Here is a 23,387-nt window from a genome sequence, read left to right on the forward strand (position 1 = left end):
GTGCACCATAAGTAAGTGGAAATCTTATATGGGAGGCTATAAAGCATGATTGTAACAACAACTTCTACAATTCAAGGGAAAGAAATTATTGAGTATATCGATATCGTTAATGGCGAAGCAATCATGGGTGCGAATATCGTGCGTGACCTTTTCGCTTCTGTCCGTGACGTTGTCGGTGGTCGCGCAGGCGCCTACGAAAGCAAATTAAAAGAAGCGCGCGACATTGCAATGGAAGAGATGAAAACTCTCGCAAGACAAAAAAATGCGAACGCCATTGTTGGTATCGACGTGGACTACGAAGTAGTTCGCGAAGGAATGCTAATGGTTGCGGTAAGTGGGACTGCTGTCCGTATATAAAGTGAAAAGCCGTGCTGGTGCACGGCTTTTTGTTGTTATTGTGTCTAACATGATAGGTAGGGTGATATTCTATGTCGAAGCCTCGATATTTCTTGGGAAATGTGGAAGGTCCCGTCGATATATGAGGAAGACATTAGAGCGCTTCTTTACACTGCCGAATTCGAACTAATAATTTTTCGTATTCTTGTTCGAGAAATGTGATGTCATCATGCTGATTTGGGATAGAAATCCTGCTGATGATTTCTGTTAATTTTGTTTGTAATCGTAATAATTCTTGTTCAGTAACGTTTACAGAAGCTTGGGTGGTTCTTTTTGTGTATTGCTCGTAATTGCCGTGGAATATTCTTGGTTCGCTCTCATCTACTTGTAGAATATGGTTTGCAACAGAACGAATAAAGGCACGGTCATGGCTAATGAAAAGTATTGTGCCAGGGTATTCTTGTAACATGCTTTCTAATTCTTCATGCGTTGCCAAGTCTAAATAGTTTGTCGGTTCGTCGAGCAGAAGCATATTATAGTTTCCTAAAAATACTTTTGCGAGTGCGACCTTCATTCGTTCGCCGCCACTTAAGACATGTACAGGTTTATGAACATCTTCACGGCGGAATAAAAGCCGTGCAAGTATTGTTCGAACGAATGCTTCTGTATAGTTGGTTTCTTCTAGAACGTTCTCTAAAATGGTTTTATCTGTTTTTAAAATTGATAGTGTTTGTTCAAAGTATCCAATTTTACAACTTTTCGAAAGCTGAATGCCACGCTCGTTTGCGAGAAGCATGTTGAACAAAGTTGTTTTTCCGCTTCCGTTTGCCCCTAAAATAGCAAGCTTTGCCCCAGGGACAATTGTTCCATTCATATTTTTAAATAGTGTGCGATCCCCTATTTTCTTCGTTGTTTTATTAAACTGAACAACTGCTTTACTATGAATTGGTGTGTGGTATTGTACGTCAAACTGAGCTTGAGAAAAGTCTTTCGGCTTTTCTTTCTGTTCCAACTTTTCAAGGCGTGTTTCTAGTGCTTTCGCTACTTTGCTAACATTTTCTTGCCCATGAGCCCCGCTTAACTTATAAAGTTTAGATTCAGATGAACTGAACCGTGTTGGGATTTTTGTCATGCTAGAAGCACGTTGCTTTCTTTGTGAAATTGACTGTTCTAACCGATTTTTTTCTTGTATATATTGATCATATTCTGCTTGCTTTTGTATTCGCTCACGTTCTTTTTGCTTTCGATAGTTTGAATAATTACCTTTATATTCTTGAATAGTACCGTCTTCAACTTCGATGATTTTTGTACATATGGCATCTAAAAGATCACGATCATGCGATATTAAAACAAGTGCACCTTTATAAGATAAAAGTGCCTTTTCTAATTGCTCTGTACCGAACATATCTAAGTGACTTGTTGGCTCATCAGCAAATAGAATGCCTGCATCTTGTTCGAGGGCATGGGCGATCTTTAGGCGCATTCGTTCACCGCCGCTCATTGAATTTGCGACGTTTGAAATATTCCATTTGCCTTTAGCGAGGGAAGAAGCGGTTTCCGGTAGTTCCTCGCTAAGCTGTGGAATGATGCTGATAGAACTATGATGAGTTACTGTGCCTTTGTCAGCTTCTATTTCTTTACTTAATATTTGTAATAACGTAGATTTTCCAGCTCCGTTGACTCCGACAATTCCTATACGATCGTTTGCTTGAATTTCTAGTGATGGTAACGTAAATATGGTGCGATCACCAAAGCTCTTTTCGATATTACGTGCGATTAAAATAGTCATAAAAAAACCTCCCTAGTTTCACTAGAGAGGATAAATGTCGCCCTTCAATGTAAAAATCGTACATAAATAAACGATTTTTTACATGATCGTATCGAAAGAAAGTATCGACAAATGGACAGACTAATCCTCTGCTAGTTTTCATCATTTTTGTTCACTATTTGTGATGGATGAAATAAATAAGAGAATTAGAACTTCATTGGTCAAAGTACCTTCCTTTCATAATATTATTTTTATTGTATGCGCATACAAATGGATTTGTCAAACTTATTTCTGTGTGCTATTTTTGAATTTATTATTATACAATTGTGCTTTTGCCAGCGCCTCAGCATCGTTCTTGATTTCATCTAGTCCATTCGCATCCCCAATAATATACCCTTCAAATGATGAACCAACAAAATCAAAGATATATTGAAATTGGGCGATAAGCGGCAATGCTTTCAGTTTTGGACTGTCTCCGCCAACGATGACAACGTACATTTTTTTGCCTTTCATTTTTTCTTTGAAATGAAGAGATTTATTACGCAAGCTTTGTGACCAGCGATCAACGAAGTTCTTCATGTGGCCGCTCATTCCGTACCAGTATAGCGGTGTAGCGAAGATAATCGTGTCGTGCTCTAGCATGCGTTTGGTTAACTGCTCGTAGTCATCATTTACAGGTTGAAATCCTTCTACATCATGGCGCTGATCTATGATTGGGTGGACGATATGATCACGCAAGTAAATTTGTTCTGTTTCAATCCCATCAATCACCATATGTGTTAAAGCTTCCGTATTTCCGTTTTGTCTTGAACTGCCATGTATAACAAACATGTAATCATCCCTTTTCTTTTGCTTGTTTTAGGAGTGAAACGTGTTTTTGTAAATTCGTTTGAATGTTGGAAAGTAATGTGATTTGCTTCGTTACCTCATCAAGTTTGTCTTCGTAAAGTGCAAGGATACTACTACACGGATTTTCGTAGAGATGTGGCTCGATTTCAAGGCAACGTAGCATTCGTTCTGTTTCTTCTAAATTTAAGCCGATTTGCAAGTACATTTGAATCAGCTCTACTTTTTCGATTGCACTTTCATCAAAATCACGGTAGCCATTTGCTAGGCGTTTCGAAGGGAGTAATCCCTTTTCTTCATAATGTCTTAGTGCCCTTTCACTAACCCCAGTTTCTTTTGATAACTCTCCAATTCGCAATGCGTTTCACTCCTTTACATGTATTGTAAACCTTCACACTAATGTGAAGGTCAACTTTGTTTTTTCGCAAAAGAATTCACATGATTTAAAAACACTTGGATGGCTTTAGATGGAATGAAATATTTGCCGCGCACGATGGAGAATGGACGGATTAGCTCTTCGTTCGGAACAGGGATGTGGAATATTTCTTGTGCCAACAGTTCTTTTCGAACAGTCCAATCTGAAAGGATAGCGATGCCAAGACCGGCTGCAACGGCTTCCTTCACGCTTTGAATACTGCTAAATGTAAAGAAGCGTTTCATTTTTAAATGATGTTGGTGTATAAATCGATCGCTATAGGCACGTGTGCCAGAGCCGCTCTCCCTTAATACCCAGACTTGGTCTTGCAATGCATTTTCGTTAATCCCCTTGATATGGAGCAATGGGTGGTTTGGCGGGACGACGAGTTTCATTTCATCTTGCATAAAAGTTTCAACATCTACGTCAGCGTATACGACTTGGCCTTCCACTAAGCCGATATCAATTTGATTAGAGCGGAGGCTTTGCAAAACTTCTTCTGTATTGGAGATAAATGTATGAACTTCGACGTGTGCATTTTCATTGGCAAAGCGCGCAAGTATTTTTGGAAGTAAGTATTCGCCAATTGTAAAGCTAGCGCCGATGCGAAGTGTCCCTGTTACGACGTTATGCAGCGCATTAATTTCCTGTTTTGCATCTTCATAAAGTGAGAGCATCTGCTTTGCGTGTATGTATAATATGTTTCCAGCTTCCGTAACTTGGACGTGCTTTGGGGAGCGCTGAATAAGTGTAGTCCCAAATTCATTTTCCAGGTTGCGAATGTGCATACTAACGCCAGGTTGTGAAAGGTTTAATAGTTCCGCAGCACGCGAAAAATGTTTTTGTTCAACGACAGTAACAAAGATCTTTAAAATGTCGACGTTCATTTGTTAGGCCCCTTTATTTTTGCTTTTATTTTATCATAAGTATTTCTGATGATAGGTATTCAATATTGATATTAAACTTATTATTAAAACTCTCTTATAATGTAACTAGAAAGAACATGCATGTTCCAATACGATTATTGGGGTGGTACAAAGTGGAACAAACACTTGTTATACAAAAGAAGAAGGGCTTTGGATTTTCGCAAGGTATTGGGATTACGTTATTAATCGCCATTGCCGCGAAATATTTAGCAGAGCTTCCATTTTTAAATATTATGGGACAATTAGTAATCGCTATTCTAATCGGGATGGTTTGGCGCGCCGCAATCGGGATTCCTCAAGAAGCGATAGTGGGAACGAACTTTGCGAGTAAGAAGTTGCTACGCTTTGGGATCATCTTACTCGGAATGAGGTTAAATCTTGTAGATATTGCGAAGGCGGGGCCGAAAGTATTGGTCATCGCAGCGGTTGTTATTACATTTACAATTTTCGTTGTATATGGACTAACGAAAGTATTTAAAGTAGAACAGAAACTTGGAATTTTAACAGCATGTGGGACGGCAATTTGCGGAGCTGCAGCGGTCGTGGCAATTGCACCGCAAGTGAAAGCGAAAGATGAAGAAACAGCAGTCGGGGCAGCGATTATTGCAATTTTAGGTACAATATTTACACTTATTTATACGCTATTATACCCAGTGCTTGGCTTCTCACCCTACGGTTACGGGGTGTTCTCAGGGGCGACGCTGCACGAAATCGCTCACGTTATCGCGGCTGCGGCGCCAGGCGGTAGCACGGCTGTAGACATCGCGGTTATTGTGAAGTTAACGCGCGTAGCGATGCTTGTGCCAGTAGCGATTTTAATTGGATTATGGTTTGGTAAGAGCGAGGACAGCAAGGAAAAAAGATCGTGGCGCGACCTTCCGATTCCTTGGTTCATCTTCGGATTTTTAGCAATGAGTGCGGTGCATTCGATTGGGATTATCCCAGAAGTTGTTGCCGGATATATTGTAGTAATTGCGTACATGCTTATTGCAATGGCAATGGCAGGGCTCGGTTTAAATGTAGAGTTTAAAACGTTCCGCAAATTAGGAAGCAGAGCATTTGTGGCAGGGTTGATTGGCTCGGTTTGCTTATCTGTTCTTGGGTATGTTCTTGTGTATGCGTTAGGATTTATGTAGCAAAAAAAGAGGCATCTTATAGATGTCTCTTTTTTTACCTTTTTTTGTAAAGATATCTTTACTTTCGAAGGTGGAGCCTATGGGTGTGAAAAATAAAATTAAAGAATTGCGAAAACAACAGCATATAACGCAAATTGAAATGGCAAAGGCGATGCAAGTGACCCGGCAGACAATCGTGGCGATTGAGAACCACCACTATAACCCAAGTCTAGAGTTATCCCTAAAAATCGCTAAATATTTTGGAATGAAGGTAGAGGAAATATTTACGCTGGAGTAAGGGGAGAGAAAATGAACGATACTAAAAAATTGTATATCGCTACGGTCTTAGGATTATGTGGAGGGGGACGTTTTAGTTCGGATTATGGACCCATCCATACCGATGTTATCGCTTATAGTTAGTAACATTTTAGCAATTGTATTTCTGATATTGTATACGAATTACAAAAAGCGGAAGTACAAAAAAGAAGAACTTCCAGATATAGATGAGCGGGTAAATGAAAATATAAAAAAGTATGTAAATGTCTCATTTATATTCGCATTTCTTTTGCTTATTGTTTATATTGTTGCAAGCAAAGCGATAGGGCGAATTACTATACCGATTCCAGAAATATTCATTGTATGTAGTTTCTTATTTGCTGGTAGTCTCATCATAGGAGTAATGGCGGGAAAACGAGCATAACGATAGGAGGAATGAAAATGCAAGATGAGTTTGAGAGATTTCAGTCGGATAAAGCGTTTAAATATTTAGGGTTGTTTTTAACAATGAGTTTAGCGGTATGGAGTTTGTATAATTTAATTGTTTATGGAAATGCGGGCATGCCGTTTGTTTTATTTGTATTAGGACAGTTTGTTTATTTCTTTGTGAACTATTGGCCGAAATGGAAATATAGAAATCAAAAAGAGGCTGATCATGTATGAGTAAGCAAGATATTATACGGTTCATAGGAAGTTTGTTTTTAGCGGGTCTTGTTTTAAATGTGAGTTTAATGATTTTAAGTATTTCGTGGGGAACGATCTTCATATCGAATGTAGCACTAGTCATTTTATATGGCATTTCGGAATATAGAGAACAGAAGCGTTTGAAAGAAGAGAGAGTACCGTCAATTGATGAGCGAGTTGTGAACAATATGAAGTCATATTTTACGATTTGTATTACAAGCTGCGTTTTTTTGTTCATTATGTATCTTTGTGTAAATAAGTATTTAGATAGGCAAGAAGTACATGTAAATGAGTTATTATATATTGCTATTTTTGGTTTATTAATAAGTATGGCATCGACGAGTGTGTTAGCAACAAGGAATAGATAGAAAAAGGGGAACTGGGATGGGATTACCGGTATTATGTGTCGCTACGGCTATTTTTGCTTTGTTTTGGGGAATACAAAACTTCTCTCGTAATCCAGTGCCAAGTGTATGTATTATGATTGGTGCTGTAGGTTTATCATACTATTTATTAATTTTAGCGCATTATCATAAAACAGCAACAAGTGTTGTTGTAGGGGCAATTATTTTATTTTGTGGTCGTGCTATACAAAAGGGGTTATTTCCATAAAAGCTGTTTATACAAAAGGTATAAACAGCTTTTTGTATTTTTTTTACAAACTACTTGAAAGTTACGTTACGTCATCTTTTATAATGAAGGAGAAGAGGTGATGGAGTTGATTTCAATTCAAGAACTAACGAGGGAAACAGGGGTTACAGTAAGGACGTTACGTTATTATGATCAAATTGATTTATTAAAGCCGAGTGGGAAAACTGATGGAGGACATCGGTTATATAGCGAGAGAGATGTTGTTCGTTTGCAGCAAATTTTATTTTTAAAAGAAATGGGTTTTTCATTAAAAGAGATTACGAATATGTTAATAACGGATGAGCTCAATTTAAAAGTATCGCTTGAAAAGCAACTTAGATTTGTACAGGAAGAACAGAAAAAATTTAATCGAATGGAACGTATTTTACAGGCAGTTGTTTATTCAGTAGATGTGGAGGGAGAACTGGATTGGAAAGTTATGTTTGAACTCATTCAGCTTTCGAAACAGTCTCCGCGAATACGTGAGATGTTTCAAAATGAAGTTTTTTCTAAGGGAGAACAAAAGTTGCTTCATAATTTGCCGAACATGAGTGAAGAAGATCCGAATGTTTTAGAATGGGTAAATTTATTAAAGCAACTACGTAACTTTATGAAAGACGGTAAGGAAGCATCATGTGATGAAGTACAAGGCGCAACAAAGAAATTAATGCAGAAGTGTTTAGAGATGGCAAATGGTGATGAAGCATTTCTAGATAAACTGTGGGAAGTAAGAAAGTCAAAAGAAGATTCACAGAAAATGAGTATGTATCCAATTGAGGAAGAGCTTCTAGTATATATGGATGAGGCTTTTCGTATATATGATGAAAGGGAGAGGGATAAATGAGTATACTCGCAGAATATCGTTGGTATTTTTTAATTGGGGCAGAGATTGTATTTTGGTTATCAGCTATTGGATTCTTTTTACTAAGGTATGGATTTCGCTTGAAAAAGGCGAGCTTTATTATGGGGATTGTGCTACTCATAAATGAAGTGTTTATTTTAACTTTAGGGGTATTGGACTATTATCAAACAGGGAAGTTCTCTAATTTTCAAATCATTACGGTAATCATTTTATTATATGCAGTTTTTTATGGGAAAAAGGATTTGAAAAAATTAGACATATATGCACAAAAATTAGTTGCGAAGTGGCGGAATGAACCGGCGCCTATTATCGAAGAACCACTTGAAGTAACAGGGATGGCGCATGCGAAGCAGGAAATAAAAAATTGGATTTTACATCTTATTTTGTTTATTGCGGTTCATATATTCTTTTTCTTCATGTATGGGCTTATTCCAATAGAACAGTGGGGGAATTGGTTAGAGTCAGGAATTGTTTTAAATAAAACAGCAAGCCGTGTAAGCCAAGTATGGGCTATTATTCTTTTAGTGGATACTGCGATTTCATTTTCATATGTTATTTTTCCGAAGAAGGAGAAAGGAAACAAGAAGCTACTTTCATAGAGGAAAGTAGCTTTTTTCTAGTATACCAATAGTTTGTATAGGAGAGGATAACAATAGGAAAAAGAACAGGTTTTATATGCTTATTTCTCTTTAGTTTAGTAGCATGTTCACAACCTAACAGTGCAATCGATAAGAAGAATGATGTCGTTGCAAAGGGGGCAGAAATTTCTAATCTAGATAAATTCGAGAAGTTCGTTTGGAATGTGGAACAAGGGGAAGTTGATAAAATAAGAATTGTACAGTATACACATGAAGGTGACCCGATTTTTCAAACGTTAGAGCATAGTGAGAAAGATATACTTTATGTGTTAGATAATAGACAAGATCAATTTGCTGGTGACCATAAAGGGTTACATAAAGATAGTTGTAAAAGGATTGTTAAAGAGCAACGTGAATCAGAAACGGCATATAGGTTAATAGATTGTACGAATGAAAATGGGCGCAATGGATATGACTTATTATATGTACTTGAAAAATAGAGTTAGTAGAGGAAGGAAGTATTTATTCCTTCCTTTTTCTATATATAACTTGTCGAAAACTTTACCGAATATCTGTTCGTTTTTTTAGGTTTTTTATGGGCATTCGTGGTAAAATAATAATACAGATTTTTATGAGGAGGTCGGTTTTTAGTTGGAACATCCATTTGAAATTATCTCAGAGTATTCCCCGCAAGGTGATCAGCCGGGAGCGATAGAGAAGCTTGTAGAGGGAATTAATAGTGGAAAGAAAAAGCAAGTGTTGCTTGGAGCGACAGGAACGGGTAAGACATTTACGATTTCAAATGTCATTAAAGAAGTGCAGAAACCAACACTTGTAATGGCTCATAATAAAACGTTAGCAGGACAGTTATATAGTGAGCTGAAAGATTTCTTTCCTAACAATTCTGTGGAGTATTTTGTTAGTTATTACGATTATTATCAGCCGGAAGCGTACGTACCACATACGGATACGTTTATTGAAAAAGATGCGCAAATTAACGATGAAATTGATAAATTACGCCACTCGGCAACGTCTTCTTTATTTGAAAGAGATGATGTTATTATCGTTGCGAGTGTTTCGTGCATATACGGTTTAGGTTCTCCGGAAGAATACCGCGAGTTAGTTGTTTCGCTTCGAGTTGGTATGGAAAAGGACCGCAATCAATTGCTTCGTGAACTTGTTGATGTACAGTATGGACGTAATGATATTGATTTTAAGCGTGGTACATTCCGTGTGCGCGGAGATGTAGTTGAAATCTTCCCCGCATCACTTGATGAGCATTGTATTCGAATTGAATTTTTTGGGGATGAAATAGATCGTATTCGAGAAGTAAATGCATTAACGGGTGAAGTATTAGCAGAACGTGATCATGTAGCAATCTTCCCGGCATCTCACTTCGTTACACGTGAAGAAAAGCTGAAGGTCGCTATTGAAAATATTGAAAAAGAATTAGAAGAGCGTTTAAAAGAATTAAATGATAACGGTAAGTTGTTAGAGGCGCAGCGCATAGAACAGCGAACGCGTTATGATTTAGAAATGATGCGCGAGATGGGCTTTTGTTCAGGGATTGAAAACTATTCCCGTCATTTAACACTTCGTCCAGCAGGCTCAACGCCGTATACGCTTTTAGATTATTTTCCAGAGGATTTCTTAATCGTTATGGATGAGTCGCACGTATCGGTTCCGCAAGTAAGAGCGATGTATAACGGGGACCAAGCACGTAAGCAAGTGCTTGTTGATCATGGATTCCGTCTGCCATCAGCTTTAGATAATAGACCGCTCACGTTTGATGAGTTTGAAGAGAAAACGAATCAAGTTATTTACGTTTCGGCAACGCCAGGACCGTACGAGTTAGAGCAGTCACCGAAAGCAATAGAACAAATTATTCGTCCAACAGGGCTTTTAGATCCACCAATTGATATACGACCAATTGAAGGACAAATAGATGATTTATTAGGAGAAATCCATGACCGGATTGCGAAAAATGAACGTGTATTAATTACGACTTTAACGAAGAAAATGTCAGAGGATTTAACGGACTATTTAAAAGATGTAGGAATTAAAGTGAATTATCTTCACTCTGAAATTAAAACATTAGAGCGTATTGAAATTATCCGTGATCTTCGCCTTGGTAAGTTTGATGTACTTGTCGGTATTAACTTATTACGAGAAGGATTAGATATTCCAGAAGTATCACTTGTAGCTATTTTAGATGCTGATAAGGAAGGGTTCCTACGTTCAGAGCGTTCATTAATTCAAACAATTGGTCGTGCGGCGCGTAATGCAAACGGCCGCGTTATTATGTACGCAGATCGCATAACGAGATCGATGGGAATTGCAATTGAAGAAACACAGCGTCGTCGTAGTATACAAGAAGCTTACAATGAAAAGCATGGTATTACGCCGAAAACGATTCAAAAAGGAGTACGTGACGTTATTCGTGCGACAACAGCAGCTGAGGATACGGAAATATATGAAGCAACACCAGCTAAGAAGATGACGAAAAAAGAACGTGAAAATACAATTGCGAAGATGGAAGCAGAGATGAAAGAAGCAGCAAAGGCATTAGATTTCGAGCGTGCAGCTGAATTAAGAGATTTACTATTAGAATTAAAAGCGGAAGGGTGAAAAGAGTGAGTAAAGATTTTATTGTTGTAAAAGGTGCTAGAGCGCATAATTTAAAAAATATTGACGTAACCATTCCGAGAAATCAGCTTGTTGTTGTGACGGGATTGTCTGGTTCGGGGAAATCATCGTTAGCATTCGATACGATTTATGCAGAAGGGCAGCGTAGATACGTGGAATCTTTATCTGCGTATGCGCGCCAGTTTTTAGGGCAAATGGATAAGCCGGATGTTGATATGATTGAAGGTTTATCTCCAGCGATTTCAATTGATCAAAAAACGACGAGTCGTAATCCTCGTTCAACGGTTGGAACGGTAACGGAGATTTATGATTATTTACGTTTATTATTTGCACGAATTGGTACGCCGATTTGTCCGAATCATGGAATTGAAATTACATCACAAACAGTGGAACAGATGGTAGACCGTGTTCTTGAATATCCTGAACGTACGAAGTTGCAAGTGCTAGCGCCTATCGTGTCAGGGCGTAAAGGTGCGCATGCGAAAGTATTAGAAGATATTAAGAAGCAAGGTTATGTTCGTGTGCGCGTTGATGGAGAGATGCTGGATGTATCGGAAGAGATTACTTTAGAAAAAAATAAGAAGCATTCAATTGAAGTTGTTATTGACCGTATTGTTGTGAAAGAAGGAATTGCAAGCCGACTTGCAGATTCACTAGAAAGTGCTTTAAAGCTTGGCGGGGGCCGAGTTTTAATCGATGTAATGGGAGAGGAAGAACTTCTATTTAGTGAACATCATGCTTGTCCACATTGTGGTTTTTCAATCGGAGAATTAGAGCCGCGTATGTTCTCGTTTAATAGTCCGTTCGGCGCGTGTCCTTCTTGTGATGGACTTGGATCGAAGTTAGAGGTAGATTTAGAACTTGTTATTCCGAACTGGGATGTATCATTAAATGAACATGCGATTGCTCCTTGGGAACCGACAAGTTCACAATATTACCCGCAATTATTAAAATCCGTGTGTAATCATTACGGCATCGATATGGATATGCCGGTGAAAGATATACCGAAGGATTTATTTGATAAAGTGTTGTACGGAAGCGGGGAAGAGAAGCTTTATTTCCGCTATGTGAATGAATTTGGTCAAGTAAAGGAAAATGAGATTTTATTTGAAGGTGTTATTCCGAATATTGAGCGTCGTTATCGTGAGACGAGTTCTGATTATATTCGTGAGCAAATGGAGAAATATATGGCAGAGCAAGCTTGTCCGAAGTGTAAAGGTGGACGCTTAAAGCCTGAGAGTTTAGCTGTTTTCGTTGGTGATAAAACGATTGCCGATGTAACGAAATATTCTGTTCAAGAAGTACAGGAGTTCTTCTCAACTGTTGAGTTAACGGAGAAACAACAAAAAATTGCTCATTTAATTTTAAGAGAAATTCAGGAACGTGTCGGGTTCTTAGTGAACGTCGGTTTAGATTATTTAACGTTAAGTCGTGCCGCAGGAACTTTATCAGGTGGTGAGGCGCAGCGTATTCGTTTAGCGACACAAATTGGTTCTCGCCTTACTGGCGTACTTTACATTCTTGATGAGCCTTCTATCGGTTTGCATCAGCGTGATAATGATCGTCTTATTCGTACATTGCAGGAAATGCGTGATTTAGGAAATACGTTAATTGTTGTTGAGCATGATGAAGATACAATGATGGCTGCTGATTATTTACTTGATATCGGACCTGGTGCAGGTATTCATGGTGGTCAAGTTGTATCAGCAGGTACACCAGCTGAAGTTATGCAAGACGAGAATTCATTAACTGGGAAATATTTAAGCGGTAAAGAGTTTATTCCGGTACCACTTGAAAGACGTAAAGGTGACGGACGTAAAGTGGAGATTGTCGGTGCGAAAGAAAATAACTTAAAGAATGCGAAAATGTCATTCCCCCTAGGAACATTTGTAGCAGTAACAGGCGTATCTGGCTCTGGAAAAAGTACGATAATTAATGAAGTACTATACAAATCATTAGCTCAAAAGCTATATAAAGCGAAAGCAAAGCCAGGGGTTCATAAAGAAATTAAAGGTCTTGAGCAGTTAGATAAAGTTATTGATATTGATCAATCACCAATCGGGCGTACACCACGTTCAAATCCGGCGACATACACTGGCGTATTTGATGATATTCGTGATGTATATGCGCACACGAATGAAGCGAAAGTACGTGGTTATCAAAAAGGACGTTTCAGCTTTAACGTAAAAGGCGGCCGTTGTGAAGCGTGCCGCGGTGATGGAATTATTAAAATCGAAATGCATTTCTTACCAGACGTGTATGTTCCATGTGAAGTTTGTCACGGTAAACGTTACAACCGTGAAACGTTAGAAGTGAAATATAAAGATAAGAATATTTCTGAAGTGTTAGGGATGACAATTGAAGATGGGGTAGAGTTCTTTGCTAATATCCCGAAAATTAAGCGTAAACTTCAAACGCTTGTAGATGTAGGGCTTGGTTATATGAAATTAGGACAACCAGCTACGACGTTATCAGGTGGTGAGGCGCAGCGTGTGAAATTAGCTTCTGAATTACATCGTCGTTCTACAGGGCGTACGTTATACATTTTAGATGAGCCAACGACTGGCTTACATGCACATGATATTGCACGCCTTCTAGAAGTGTTGCAACGTCTTGTTGAGAGTGGTGAGACGGTACTTGTAATTGAGCATAATTTAGATGTTATTAAAACAGCTGATTATATTATTGACCTTGGACCAGAAGGCGGAGACAAAGGCGGACAAATTGTTGCTTCGGGAACGCCAGAGCAAGTGGTGAAAGAAGAGCGCTCTTATACAGGTAAGTATTTAAAAGAGATTTTAGATCGTGATAAAGCAAGAATGAAAGAGAAAATAAAAGAAGTAGAATTATCGCAATAAGTTTATTTATGAAAACCGAGTGGGAAGTACACTCGGTTTTTATTTCATAGGGGGATAAAATGGAGTTTTTAGATGTTTTGAGAAAGAAAAATATGAAGGTGAGAGAGTTTCAAAAGTGGGGAATATACTTTAGAAAACGCTGGGAGGATAACTTTGCGAATCATTTGAGTTATGAAGAGAAAGAAGAGATTCATTTGTACGGGGATAAATATAGCTGTGGTTATTTGTGGCACATATTTAGTTATGAAAAGAAGAAATGTTTAGAAGGTGAAGCAGCAGAGAGAGCGTTTCATAATGAAGTGAAAAAGGATTGTTACATATTCTATCAACATTGTGATGATGTACTGCTAATAAAGGATGCAAGTTTATTACATATGGAGGATATATTACGGGAGACAGACGATGCGTATAAAGGTGATATATATATTGTAGACAAAGACTTTACTTGGACCTTTGTGAAAACGCACGAACATAGATGGTGTGGTCCTTATTTTACTAGGAAATGTTAGTAGGTATACAAGCGTAAAGAATAGAATAAGTTGGTATAAGTATTTGTATGATACTTGCGTTTATTGTCTATTAGCGTATGATGAAATATATATGTTAAAAGGATGTGTAAGGAAATGAGATGGATTGTATCACTTCTTGTAAATAGCGTTGTGTTAATCGCTGTATCCGGACTTTTAAAAGGGGTTGCACCAGACGCATTTTACATAGCAAATATACAAACTGCAATTATTGCGAGTATTATATTGGCGATTTTAAACGTATTTGTAAAGCCGCTTTTAATTTTAATTACGCTACCGATTACTCTTGTAACTTTCGGTTTCTTCTTAATTGTTATTAATGCGATTACGTTAAAGATGACGGATTCGTTATTAGGGGACGCCTTTAATATATCTGGATTTGGTGTAGCGATTGTTGCGGCAATTTGTATTTCTATTTTTAATATGATAATTGAAAAAGTAATTGTTGAACCATTACATGAAAAAAAGAGGAAATGACAAAAAGAAAAACATTTCATGACTCATATGAAATGTTTTTTTCTATTTATTAGAAACCGAGTTTCTTGTTTCCAGAAAAAAATGGTACAATATCCGATAGAATGGAATTTTACATCAAATGAGACTGAACCCGCAGCGGAGTGGAGGTTTATACATATGCCGAAAGTAAGGACAAAAGATTTAATTGAACAATTTCAATTGGAGTTAGTAAGTGGTGAAGAAGGGATTCATCGTCCGATTGATACGAGTGATTTATCGCGACCTGGAATTGAAATGGCAGGATTTTTTACATATTATCCAGCTGATCGCGTGCAGCTTCTTGGGAAAACGGAGCTTACGTTCTTTGATACGTTAACGACAGAGCAAAAGCAAGAGAGAATGAAAGCGCTTTGTACTGAGGAGACGCCTTGTATTATTGTAACTCGTAATCAAGATGTACCGGATGAGTTATTACAAGCATCACGTGAATCAGGCGTGCCTTTATTACGTTCTGCTCAAACGACGACGAGATTATCAAGTCGTTTAACAAACTATTTAGAAGGTAAGTTAGCGCCAACAACAGCTGTTCATGGTGTGCTAGTAGATATTTATGGTGTTGGTGTTTTAATTACAGGTCAAAGTGGTGTCGGGAAAAGTGAGACAGCGCTTGAACTTGTAAAGCGTGGTCACCGCCTTGTTGCGGATGATAGCGTAGAAATTCGTCAAGAAGATGAAGATACATTAGTAGGGAGCTCACCTGATTTAATTGAGCACTTATTAGAAATTCGTGGTCTAGGTATCATTAACGTAATGACGTTATTCGGTGCAGGGGCAGTACGAAATTATAAACGTATTACACTTGTTATTAATCTTGAAATTTGGGATCAAAAGAAAAATTATGATCGCTTAGGTCTTGATGAAGAGAAGATGAAGATTATTGATACAGAACTTACGAAGATTACACTTCCAGTTCGTCCTGGTCGAAACTTGGCTGTTATTATTGAAGTAGCAGCGATGAACTTCAGATTAAAACGTATGGGAGTCAATGCGGCACAACAGTTCTCTGAACGATTAATGAGTGCGATTGAGTTAGGAAGTCAAGAGTAGACTCTGGAGAGGGAGGTCATATATATGCTGTTAGGTTCTGTACCACAGCTTGACCGTATAGCAGTCCAACTTGGGCCGTTCCCTGTTTATTGGTATGGGGTTATTATCGGTACAGGTGTGCTATTAGGTCTTTGGCTAGCAACTCGCGAGGGAGAAAGGCTTGGTATTCACAAAGATACATTTATCGACCTTGTATTAATCGCAGTACCAATTGCCATTCTTTTTGCGAGAATGTATTATGTCATTTTTGAATGGGAATATTATTCGCAAAATCCGAGTCAAATTATTAATATTCGTCAAGGTGGTTTGGCGATTCATGGTGGTTTAATCGGGGCTGTTATTACAGGAATCCTTTTTGCGAAACGACGCGGGCTTTCATTCTGGAAGTTAGCGGATATTGCTGCGCCGAGTATTTTACTAGGACAAGCAATTGGCCGATGGGGAAACTTTATGAACCAAGAGGCGCATGGTGATGAAGTAACGAGACAGTTTTTAGAAGGTCTTCATTTACCAGATTTCATTATTAATCAAATGTACATTGATGGTGTGTATTATCACCCAACGTTTTTATATGAATCATTATGGAACTTTGCAGGTGTTATTTTACTACTCGCGTTACGAAAAGTGAATTTACGCCGTGGTGAATTATTCTTCACATATTTAATTTGGTATTCAGTGGGACGCTTCTTCGTAGAAGGTTTGCGTACAGATAGTTTAATGTTAGGACCACTTCGTATTGCACAAGTAATGTCTATTGGAATTGTTGTTATTTCTATCATTTTCATTATTGTGAGACGAAAAATGGGGCAAGCTGATAAAAGATATTTAGAAAATTAGAGAAAAGTAGCATCTTATAGAAGATGCTGCTTCTTTCATATTCAGGTAATGAAAGGATTAAGGACGATGAAAATAAATACAGTGTTATTTGATTTAGATGGAACGTTAATTAATACAAATGAACTTATTATCTCTTCTTTTTTACATACGTTAAATCACTATTATTCTAATCAGTATAAGCGTGAAGATGTATTGCCATTTATCGGTCCATCTTTGCATGATACTTTTAGTAAAATTGATGCAAGTAAGGTTGAAGAGATGATTACATGTTATCGTCAATTTAATCATGAGCATCATGATGAATTAGTGGAAGAGTATGAAACTGTATATGAAACGGTTCAAGAATTGAAGAAGCAAGGTTATAAGATCGGCATCGTTACAACGAAAGCGAGACAGACGGTTGAAATGGGATTAAAGCTTTCGAAACTTGATCAGTTTTTTGATGTTGTCGTGACGATTGATGATGTGGAACATGTGAAACCACATCCAGAACCACTTCAAAAAGCATTGAAATTATTAGATGCAAAGCCAGAAGAAACATTGATGGTTGGTGATAATCATCATGATATCATCGGTGGACAAAATGCAGGTACGAAAACAGTAGCGGTTTCATGGACATTGAAAGGTAGAGCGTATTTAGAAGCGTATAAACCAGATTATGTGCTAGATAAAATGAGTGATTTACTACCGATTTTGTCCCGCATTAACGGGTAGTAAGATTCCTGCCGGTTAAAGTGTCACTTTTATATAAGTAGAGGAGAGAGTTCAGTGCGACGGACAACGCGCTATCCTGTTTCAGGAGAAAATTCATTGTGGAATGTGTATAAAACAGTTTCTTTTTGGAAGGTAATGAAAAATTTTATTATCATCCAAATCGCACGTTACACGCCATTTTTATCCGTAAAGAATTGGTTATATCGCACGTTTTTACGGATGGAAGTAGGAAAGAAAACGTCGTTTGCACTTATGGTAATGCCAGATATTATGTTTCCAGAAAAGATTACTGTGGGAGAAAATTCAATTATCGGCTATAATACAACGCTTTTAGCGCATGAATATTTAATTCGTGAGTATCGACTTGGAGAAATCGTCATAGGGAATGAAGTTATGATTGGAGCGAATACGACAATTTTACCAGGTGTGACAATTGGAGATGGAGCTATCGTTTCTGCAGGCACACTTGTCCATAAAGATGTACCAGGCGGCGCTTTCGTAGGCGGAAATCCGATGCGTATTATTTATACGAAAGAGGAAATGGCCACTAGAGAAGGTTGATGTTAAAAATGTAACATTTCCCTTCTCTTTTTATGAATAAAAAGGAAATAATTGATTATAATATACTGTTTTGTTTTTTACGGAATCGTTTATACTTATAGATAGAAGAATGTGTGAACGAAGAAAACAAAAAACTGGAGGATATATGGGGAAAAATCAAAGAATATATAAGGAGAACGGACAAGTTATCTCTTTTAATCAGTTAGCGGACTTCTTTTATAAAAAAGGGATGAGGGCTTATAAAGGGCAAAAATTGCAAGATGCAATTAAATATTTTCGAAGAGCAGCACAAAGCGAGAAGGAGCCGTTTATTTTATGCCAACTAGCAATAGCATTATCTGAATCTGGTGAATATCAAGAGTCGAATCAGATATTTCTAAAGCTTGTTAGATCCAATCCTGAACTTGAGCAATGCTATTATTTTATTTCAAATAATTATGCATATATGGGCTTGTTTCAACAGGCGAAGAAGTATGCAGAGCGATATTTAGAAGTTGCGGAAGAGAAGGAATTTGTAGAAGATACATTAGAATTGCTTGAGATTATGGAAGAAGATGCAATGGGTGCGGAAGAGATTGAGGATGAAGATGAGCTAATTGTTATGCAAGAAGAAGCGAACCGCTACATTCGTAACGGACAATTAGAAGAGGCGATTGCTACACTAGAAGTTGTTACGAAAGAATATCCAGAATTTTGGTCAGGACATAATAATTTAGCGATTGCACATTTTCAATCAGGTAATGTAGATCAAGCGCTTAAGTTAACAGAAATGATTTTAGAGAAAAATCCTGGTAATATGCATGCGCTTTGTAATACGCTTATTTTTCTATATTCAATTGGAGAGCATAAGCAAGTAGAGTCATTAGCGGGGCAGTTAGTATCGGTATATCCAATTTCATTTGAGCATCGTTTGAAACTTGGAACAACGCTTGCAACAATTGGTCATTTTGAACCTGCATATAAATGGTTCAAAGTATTAAAGCGTCAAGGGTACGAAGGAGACGTCAGTTTTTATTACTGGTTTGCATACTCTGCGTATATGGTGAAGGAACAGCAAGTAGCTGAAAAAATGTGGCAACATGTTGTAGAATTGCATCCTGATAAAAAAGGAAAAGAACCGTGGAATGCACTGAATTTAGCAGATGAAGGACAAAATCTTTTATTTGAAGAGTTACGAAAATCATTTCAGCAAAGTACGACGCTAGAAGAGAAAATGCTAGCTTTATATTTAATGAATGAATTGTCAACACCAGAGAAGGTTGGATTCTTCTTTGATGTAACGCAAGCGAAAAATGGTGTTCCAATCGTATCGCAACTTGCAAAATATTTCTTTTTACTTAATAGTCATAAAAGCATCCCAGCTGATTTACAGCAATTTGAACAGTGCGTACGAATCGCGGATGCATTATACAATTATACGAAAAAAGATGATGAATTAATCGAAGAGTGTTTAAATTTTTGGTTTTGCACGTTCATACGTTTATATACATCTGGAGCGACTTTTACAAATGTGTACGGTTGGTCAGCGGCAATTGAATACATTGTGCGCGGCGAACAAAGAAATAAGATGACACAGGCAGAGCTTGGTGATGTATATAATGTATCTGTAGCGACTGTACGAAAGTATGTGCAGGCTGTTAAGCGCACGCACACGTAGGGTAGGCAAATCATTGGGAAAAAAATGATGCTAACAGTATAATGAGGGTAACTTAATGTGTATGAATGAATGGGAGTGAATAGTGTGTCAGAAGAAAAAATTTATGATGTCATTATTATTGGTGCAGGACCAGCTGGTATGACAGCTGCGGTATATACATCTCGTGCGAATTTAAGCACACTGATGCTTGAGCGTGGTATTCCAGGTGGACAAATGGCAAATACAGAAGATGTAGAGAACTATCCAGGTTATGAGTCTATTTTAGGACCAGACTTATCAAATAAAATGTTTGAGCATGCGAAGAAATTTGGTGCTGAATATGCATACGGTGATGTAAAAGCAATCATCGATGGTAAAGAGTACAAAACAATTATTGCTGGTAAAAAAGAATATAAAGCACGTGCAATTATCGTTGCAAGCGGTGCAGAGTATAAAAAAATTGGTGTGCCAGGTGAAATAGAACTTGGCGGCCGCGGTGTATCATATTGTGCAGTATGTGATGGTGCATTCTTTAAAGGGAAAGAACTTGTTGTTATTGGCGGCGGAGATTCTGCTGTTGAAGAGGGTGTGTTCTTAACACGCTTCGCATCAAAAGTAACGATCGTTCACCGTCGTGACACTCTTCGTGCACAGAAAATTTTACAAGATCGTGCTTTCCAAAATGAGAAAGTAGATTTCATTTGGAATCACACTATAAAAGAAATTAACGACGCAAATGGTAAAGTAGGAAGCGTAACACTTGTAGATGTAAACAGCGGAGAAGAACAAGAAGTTAAAACTGACGGCGTTTTCATATACATCGGTATGTTACCACTATCAAAACCGTTTGTTGAGCTAGGTATTACAAATGAAAATGGTTATGTTGAAACGAACGAGCGTATGGAAACGAAAGTTCCTGGTATTTTCGCAGCTGGTGATGTTCGTGAAAAAATGCTTCGTCAAATTGTAACTGCAACAGGTGATGGTAGTATTGCAGCGCAGAGTGCACAGCATTATATAGAAGAGTTAGTAGAAGAATTAAAAACTGTAACAGAAAAATAAGGGGTAATATACCTTTTGAGAAGAAAGCTACCGATAGGAGCTTTCTTTTTTTTGTGAAAATGTCAAAGTTTTGTCAAAAACAATTAGGATTATAAGATTTCTTATTGATATACTGGACTTTACGGAAAAAATCACTATAAGAAATGAGGAATTTATTCAGTATGGAATGGCGTAATATATATCGTGGATTTTGTATGGGCGTTAGTGATTTAATTCCTGGTGTGAGCGGCGGAACAATCGCTGTTGTGTTAGGGATTTATGAACAATTGCTCGCAGCAATTAGCGGATTCTTTAGTCGTGAATGGAAAAAACATTTAGCGTTTTTAATCCCACTTGCAGCTGGTGTAGCGGCGGCTTTTCTAACGTTAAGTCACGTTATTAAATATTTATTAGCAAATCATTATGAACCGACTCAATTTTTCTTCCTCGGTTTAATTATTAGTATATTACCGATGTTAATGAGAGAAGCTGATGCAAAGGCAACGTTTAAAGGTAGTCATATTGCCTTATTAATAATTGCAGCAATTCTTGTTGCAATAACAGCATTCTTTAAACCAGATAAGGCAGCTGATCCGATTACGACGTTAACAATTTTAAATGCAATTGGTTTATTTTTCGCAGGATGGATGGCTAGTATGGCTATGCTTCTTCCTGGAATTAGTGGATCGTTTATTTTATTAATTATTGGTGTGTATCCAACAGCAATTAACGCTTTAACTACACTCAATTTACCGTTAATCGTGGTTATCGGTGCCGGCGTGATGGCCGGATTTGTTGTAAGTAGTAAAGGAATTAGTTATTTGTTAGATCGTTATAAAAGTATGACATTTGCGGCAATTATTGGGCTCGTTATCGGGTCGATTGTCATTGTGTTCCCTGGCATTCCGACTGGTGGCATTTCAATTGTAAGTTCAATTATTACTTTTATTTTAGGATTTGCGGTTGTTACTTATTTCGGTAAGAAATAAGTGTTTTAATCCCCTTAACGATAAAAATCGTTAAGGGGATTTTTATGTGCTATTCATGGGAAGTAAGGTATTTTGATTGCTTGTTATAGAAAGAATTTTTACAATTGCTTAGCGAAAGGGGACTGGCACCTTCGTTGTAGCAAACTGTTTTTGATAGTATAATGAAATGAGTATGCAGTGAGAAATTTTGCTGCAAGTAGCTGAGGTGAAGAAACATGCAAAGAGTGACAAACTGTGTGTTAATTAGAGATAATGAAGTACTCTTACTCCAAAAACCTCGCCGGAATTGGTGGGTTGCACCGGGCGGGAAAATGGAGCGTGGTGAGACAGTAAGAGATTCCGTTGTTCGCGAGTATCGTGAAGAAACAGGTATTTATTTAAAGAATCCAGCATTAAAAGGGGTCTTCACTTTTGTCATCCAAGAAGGTGATAAAGTTGTTTCTGAATGGATGATGTTCTCCTTTTTAGCAACAGATTTTGCAGGAGAAAACAAATTAGAGAGCGAAGAAGGCATCATTGGTTGGCATACATTTGATAAAATTGATGATTTAGCAATGGCACCAGGAGATTATCACATTATTGATTATTTAATTAAAGGGAATGGTATAATCTACGGTACATTTGTATATACCCCAGATTTTGAGTTGCTTTCATATCGATTAGATCCGAGTTAAACCTGCAAGGAGAGGATACGATGACAGAGAATAATGATATAAAAATGGTAATTATTACAGGGATGTCTGGAGCTGGAAAGACGGTAGCGTTACAAAGTTTCGAAGATTTAGGATATTTTTGTGTAGATAATTTACCACCGATGTTATTGCCGAAGTTTATTGAACTTATGGCAGATTCAAAAGGTAAAATGAATAAAGTGGCACTCGGTATTGATTTACGTGGCCGAGAGTTTTTTGAATATTTATGGGGAGCGCTTGATGATTTATCAGAACGTACATGGATTATTCCTCATATTTTATTTTTAGATGCGAAAGATAGCACACTTGTAACTCGTTATAAAGAAACGAGACGTTCGCATCCACTTGCGCCAACTGGCTTGCCGTTAAAGGGAATTGAAGCTGAGCGTGGTCTCTTAACTGATATGAAGGCACGAGCGAATATTGTGCTGGATACATCTGATTTGAAACCGAAAGAATTACGAGAAAAAATTGTTCACTTATTCTCAACAGAAACTGAGCAAGCATTTCGTGTAAATGTTATGTCATTTGGATTTAAGTACGGAATTCCAATTGATGCTGATTTAGTATTTGATGTTCGTTTTTTACCAAATCCATATTATATTCCACATATGAAGCCATTAACAGGACTGGATGAAGAAGTTTCGTCGTATGTGTTGAAATTTAATGAAACACATAAGTTTTTAGAGAAATTGACGGATCTTATCACTTTCATGCTGCCTCATTATAAAAGAGAAGGTAAGAGTCAACTTGTAATTGCGATTGGATGTACAGGTGGGCAACATCGTTCTGTTACGCTTACAGAGTACCTTGGGAAACACTTGAAACCAGAGTATAGCGTTCATGTATCTCATCGTGATGTGGAGAAGAGAAAGGGCCATTAAGGG

General features: G+C 37.7%; 26 protein-coding genes and 1 pseudogene. 23 read left to right on the top strand and 4 right to left on the bottom strand.

What is annotated here, in order from left to right; all coding sequences use genetic code 11:
• The first annotated feature begins 45 nt into the window (after positions 1-45).
• Entirely contained in the window at positions 46-357 is a 312-nt protein-coding gene (locus tag BG05_RS06200; protein ID WP_002068307.1) for a heavy metal-binding domain-containing protein, read from the top strand.
• 133 nt (positions 358-490) lie between these two features.
• Here the strand turns inward: BG05_RS06200 and abc-f are convergent, their stop codons facing one another.
• From abc-f to BG05_RS06220, 4 genes are all read right to left on the bottom strand, one after another.
• Positions 491-2,125, bottom strand: a complete 1,635-nt coding sequence (gene abc-f, locus BG05_RS06205) for a ribosomal protection-like ABC-F family protein (protein ID WP_003192353.1) — start codon at positions 2,123-2,125, stop codon at positions 491-493.
• A 264-nt stretch (positions 2,126-2,389) separates the two neighbouring features.
• Positions 2,390-2,935: a flavodoxin family protein gene (locus BG05_RS06210; RefSeq protein ID WP_002016115.1), complete on the bottom strand. Its 546-nt coding sequence runs from the start codon at positions 2,933-2,935 to the stop codon at positions 2,390-2,392.
• A gap of 4 nt (positions 2,936-2,939) precedes the next feature.
• Positions 2,940-3,308, bottom strand: a complete 369-nt coding sequence (locus BG05_RS06215; protein ID WP_002016114.1) for a MerR family transcriptional regulator — start codon at positions 3,306-3,308, stop codon at positions 2,940-2,942.
• Positions 3,309-3,358: 50 nt separating this feature from the next.
• Positions 3,359-4,252 (bottom strand): LysR family transcriptional regulator, encoded by an 894-nt coding sequence (locus BG05_RS06220; RefSeq protein ID WP_003192350.1) that lies wholly within the window; start codon positions 4,250-4,252, stop codon positions 3,359-3,361.
• A 152-nt stretch (positions 4,253-4,404) separates the two neighbouring features.
• Between BG05_RS06220 and BG05_RS06225 the strand changes: the two genes are divergently transcribed.
• The 22 genes and pseudogenes from BG05_RS06225 to rapZ all read left to right on the top strand — a co-directional run bounded on the left by BG05_RS06225 (position 4,405) and on the right by rapZ (position 23,384).
• A complete protein-coding gene (locus BG05_RS06225; RefSeq protein WP_003192348.1) occupies positions 4,405-5,427 on the top strand; it encodes a YeiH family protein in 1,023 nt (340 codons plus the stop codon).
• Between the two features lie 79 nt (positions 5,428-5,506).
• Positions 5,507-5,704 (top strand): helix-turn-helix transcriptional regulator, encoded by a 198-nt coding sequence (locus tag BG05_RS06230; protein ID WP_003192346.1) that lies wholly within the window; start codon positions 5,507-5,509, stop codon positions 5,702-5,704.
• Between the two features lie 11 nt (positions 5,705-5,715).
• Positions 5,716-6,106 (top strand): annotated as a pseudogene (locus BG05_RS06235) (hypothetical protein).
• A gap of 17 nt (positions 6,107-6,123) precedes the next feature.
• The gene (locus tag BG05_RS06240; protein WP_002089582.1) at positions 6,124-6,345 is read left to right on the top strand and encodes a hypothetical protein; all 222 of its coding nucleotides are present in this window, start codon (positions 6,124-6,126) and stop codon (positions 6,343-6,345) included.
• Positions 6,342-6,734 carry a hypothetical protein gene (locus BG05_RS06245; protein WP_016127681.1) on the top strand — a complete coding sequence of 131 codons (393 nt, stop codon included), beginning with the start codon at positions 6,342-6,344 and terminating at the stop codon, positions 6,732-6,734. Before BG05_RS06240 ends, BG05_RS06245 begins: the two co-directional genes overlap by 4 nt.
• A gap of 16 nt (positions 6,735-6,750) precedes the next feature.
• Complete coding sequence (locus BG05_RS06250) at positions 6,751-6,978, top strand: hypothetical protein (protein WP_002034710.1); 228 nt, start codon at positions 6,751-6,753, stop codon at positions 6,976-6,978.
• Between the two features lie 100 nt (positions 6,979-7,078).
• A complete protein-coding gene (locus BG05_RS06255; RefSeq protein WP_002129901.1) occupies positions 7,079-7,840 on the top strand; it encodes a MerR family transcriptional regulator in 762 nt (253 codons plus the stop codon).
• The gene (locus BG05_RS06260; protein ID WP_016121043.1) at positions 7,837-8,457 is read left to right on the top strand and encodes a hypothetical protein; all 621 of its coding nucleotides are present in this window, start codon (positions 7,837-7,839) and stop codon (positions 8,455-8,457) included. The genes BG05_RS06255 and BG05_RS06260 overlap by 4 nt, the downstream gene beginning before the upstream one ends.
• A 47-nt stretch (positions 8,458-8,504) precedes the next feature.
• Positions 8,505-8,936, top strand: a complete 432-nt coding sequence (locus BG05_RS29235) for a DUF4362 domain-containing protein (RefSeq protein ID WP_078204975.1) — start codon at positions 8,505-8,507, stop codon at positions 8,934-8,936.
• A gap of 151 nt (positions 8,937-9,087) precedes the next feature.
• Complete coding sequence (gene uvrB / locus BG05_RS06270) at positions 9,088-11,064, top strand: excinuclease ABC subunit B (protein ID WP_002016097.1); 1,977 nt, start codon at positions 9,088-9,090, stop codon at positions 11,062-11,064.
• Positions 11,065-11,069: 5 nt separating this feature from the next.
• The gene (gene uvrA / locus BG05_RS06275; protein ID WP_003192335.1) at positions 11,070-13,940 is read left to right on the top strand and encodes an excinuclease ABC subunit UvrA; all 2,871 of its coding nucleotides are present in this window, start codon (positions 11,070-11,072) and stop codon (positions 13,938-13,940) included.
• Between the two features lie 59 nt (positions 13,941-13,999).
• On the top strand, positions 14,000-14,449 hold the full coding sequence (locus BG05_RS06280) for a DUF4275 family protein (RefSeq protein WP_003192334.1): 450 nt from the start codon (positions 14,000-14,002) through the stop codon (positions 14,447-14,449).
• Positions 14,450-14,563: 114 nt separating this feature from the next.
• Positions 14,564-14,944: a phage holin family protein gene (locus BG05_RS06285; protein WP_002089574.1), complete on the top strand. Its 381-nt coding sequence runs from the start codon at positions 14,564-14,566 to the stop codon at positions 14,942-14,944.
• A 156-nt stretch (positions 14,945-15,100) separates the two neighbouring features.
• A complete protein-coding gene (hprK, locus tag BG05_RS06290; protein ID WP_002198873.1) occupies positions 15,101-16,030 on the top strand; it encodes an HPr(Ser) kinase/phosphatase in 930 nt (309 codons plus the stop codon).
• A gap of 24 nt (positions 16,031-16,054) precedes the next feature.
• Entirely contained in the window at positions 16,055-16,867 is an 813-nt protein-coding gene (lgt, locus tag BG05_RS06295) for a prolipoprotein diacylglyceryl transferase (RefSeq protein WP_002034719.1), read from the top strand.
• Positions 16,868-16,933: 66 nt separating this feature from the next.
• The gene (ppaX, locus tag BG05_RS06300) at positions 16,934-17,581 is read left to right on the top strand and encodes a pyrophosphatase PpaX (protein WP_016127683.1); all 648 of its coding nucleotides are present in this window, start codon (positions 16,934-16,936) and stop codon (positions 17,579-17,581) included.
• A 54-nt stretch (positions 17,582-17,635) separates the two neighbouring features.
• Positions 17,636-18,142, top strand: a complete 507-nt coding sequence (locus BG05_RS06305; protein ID WP_002129892.1) for an acyltransferase — start codon at positions 17,636-17,638, stop codon at positions 18,140-18,142.
• Between the two features lie 145 nt (positions 18,143-18,287).
• The gene (locus BG05_RS06310; RefSeq protein ID WP_002129890.1) at positions 18,288-19,799 is read left to right on the top strand and encodes a tetratricopeptide repeat protein; all 1,512 of its coding nucleotides are present in this window, start codon (positions 18,288-18,290) and stop codon (positions 19,797-19,799) included.
• A gap of 84 nt (positions 19,800-19,883) precedes the next feature.
• On the top strand, positions 19,884-20,840 hold the full coding sequence (gene trxB, locus BG05_RS06315; RefSeq protein ID WP_033734318.1) for a thioredoxin-disulfide reductase: 957 nt from the start codon (positions 19,884-19,886) through the stop codon (positions 20,838-20,840).
• A 161-nt stretch (positions 20,841-21,001) separates the two neighbouring features.
• Complete coding sequence (locus BG05_RS06320) at positions 21,002-21,808, top strand: DUF368 domain-containing protein (protein WP_002016085.1); 807 nt, start codon at positions 21,002-21,004, stop codon at positions 21,806-21,808.
• Between the two features lie 215 nt (positions 21,809-22,023).
• A complete protein-coding gene (locus BG05_RS06325) occupies positions 22,024-22,482 on the top strand; it encodes an NUDIX hydrolase (RefSeq protein WP_001190080.1) in 459 nt (152 codons plus the stop codon).
• A gap of 20 nt (positions 22,483-22,502) precedes the next feature.
• Positions 22,503-23,384 carry an RNase adapter RapZ gene (gene rapZ / locus BG05_RS06330; protein WP_002016084.1) on the top strand — a complete coding sequence of 294 codons (882 nt, stop codon included), beginning with the start codon at positions 22,503-22,505 and terminating at the stop codon, positions 23,382-23,384.
• Positions 23,385-23,387 lie beyond the last annotated feature (3 nt).

The organism is Bacillus mycoides (assembly GCF_000832605.1).
In the GTDB taxonomy this organism is placed as follows: domain Bacteria; phylum Bacillota; class Bacilli; order Bacillales; family Bacillaceae_G; genus Bacillus_A; species Bacillus_A mycoides.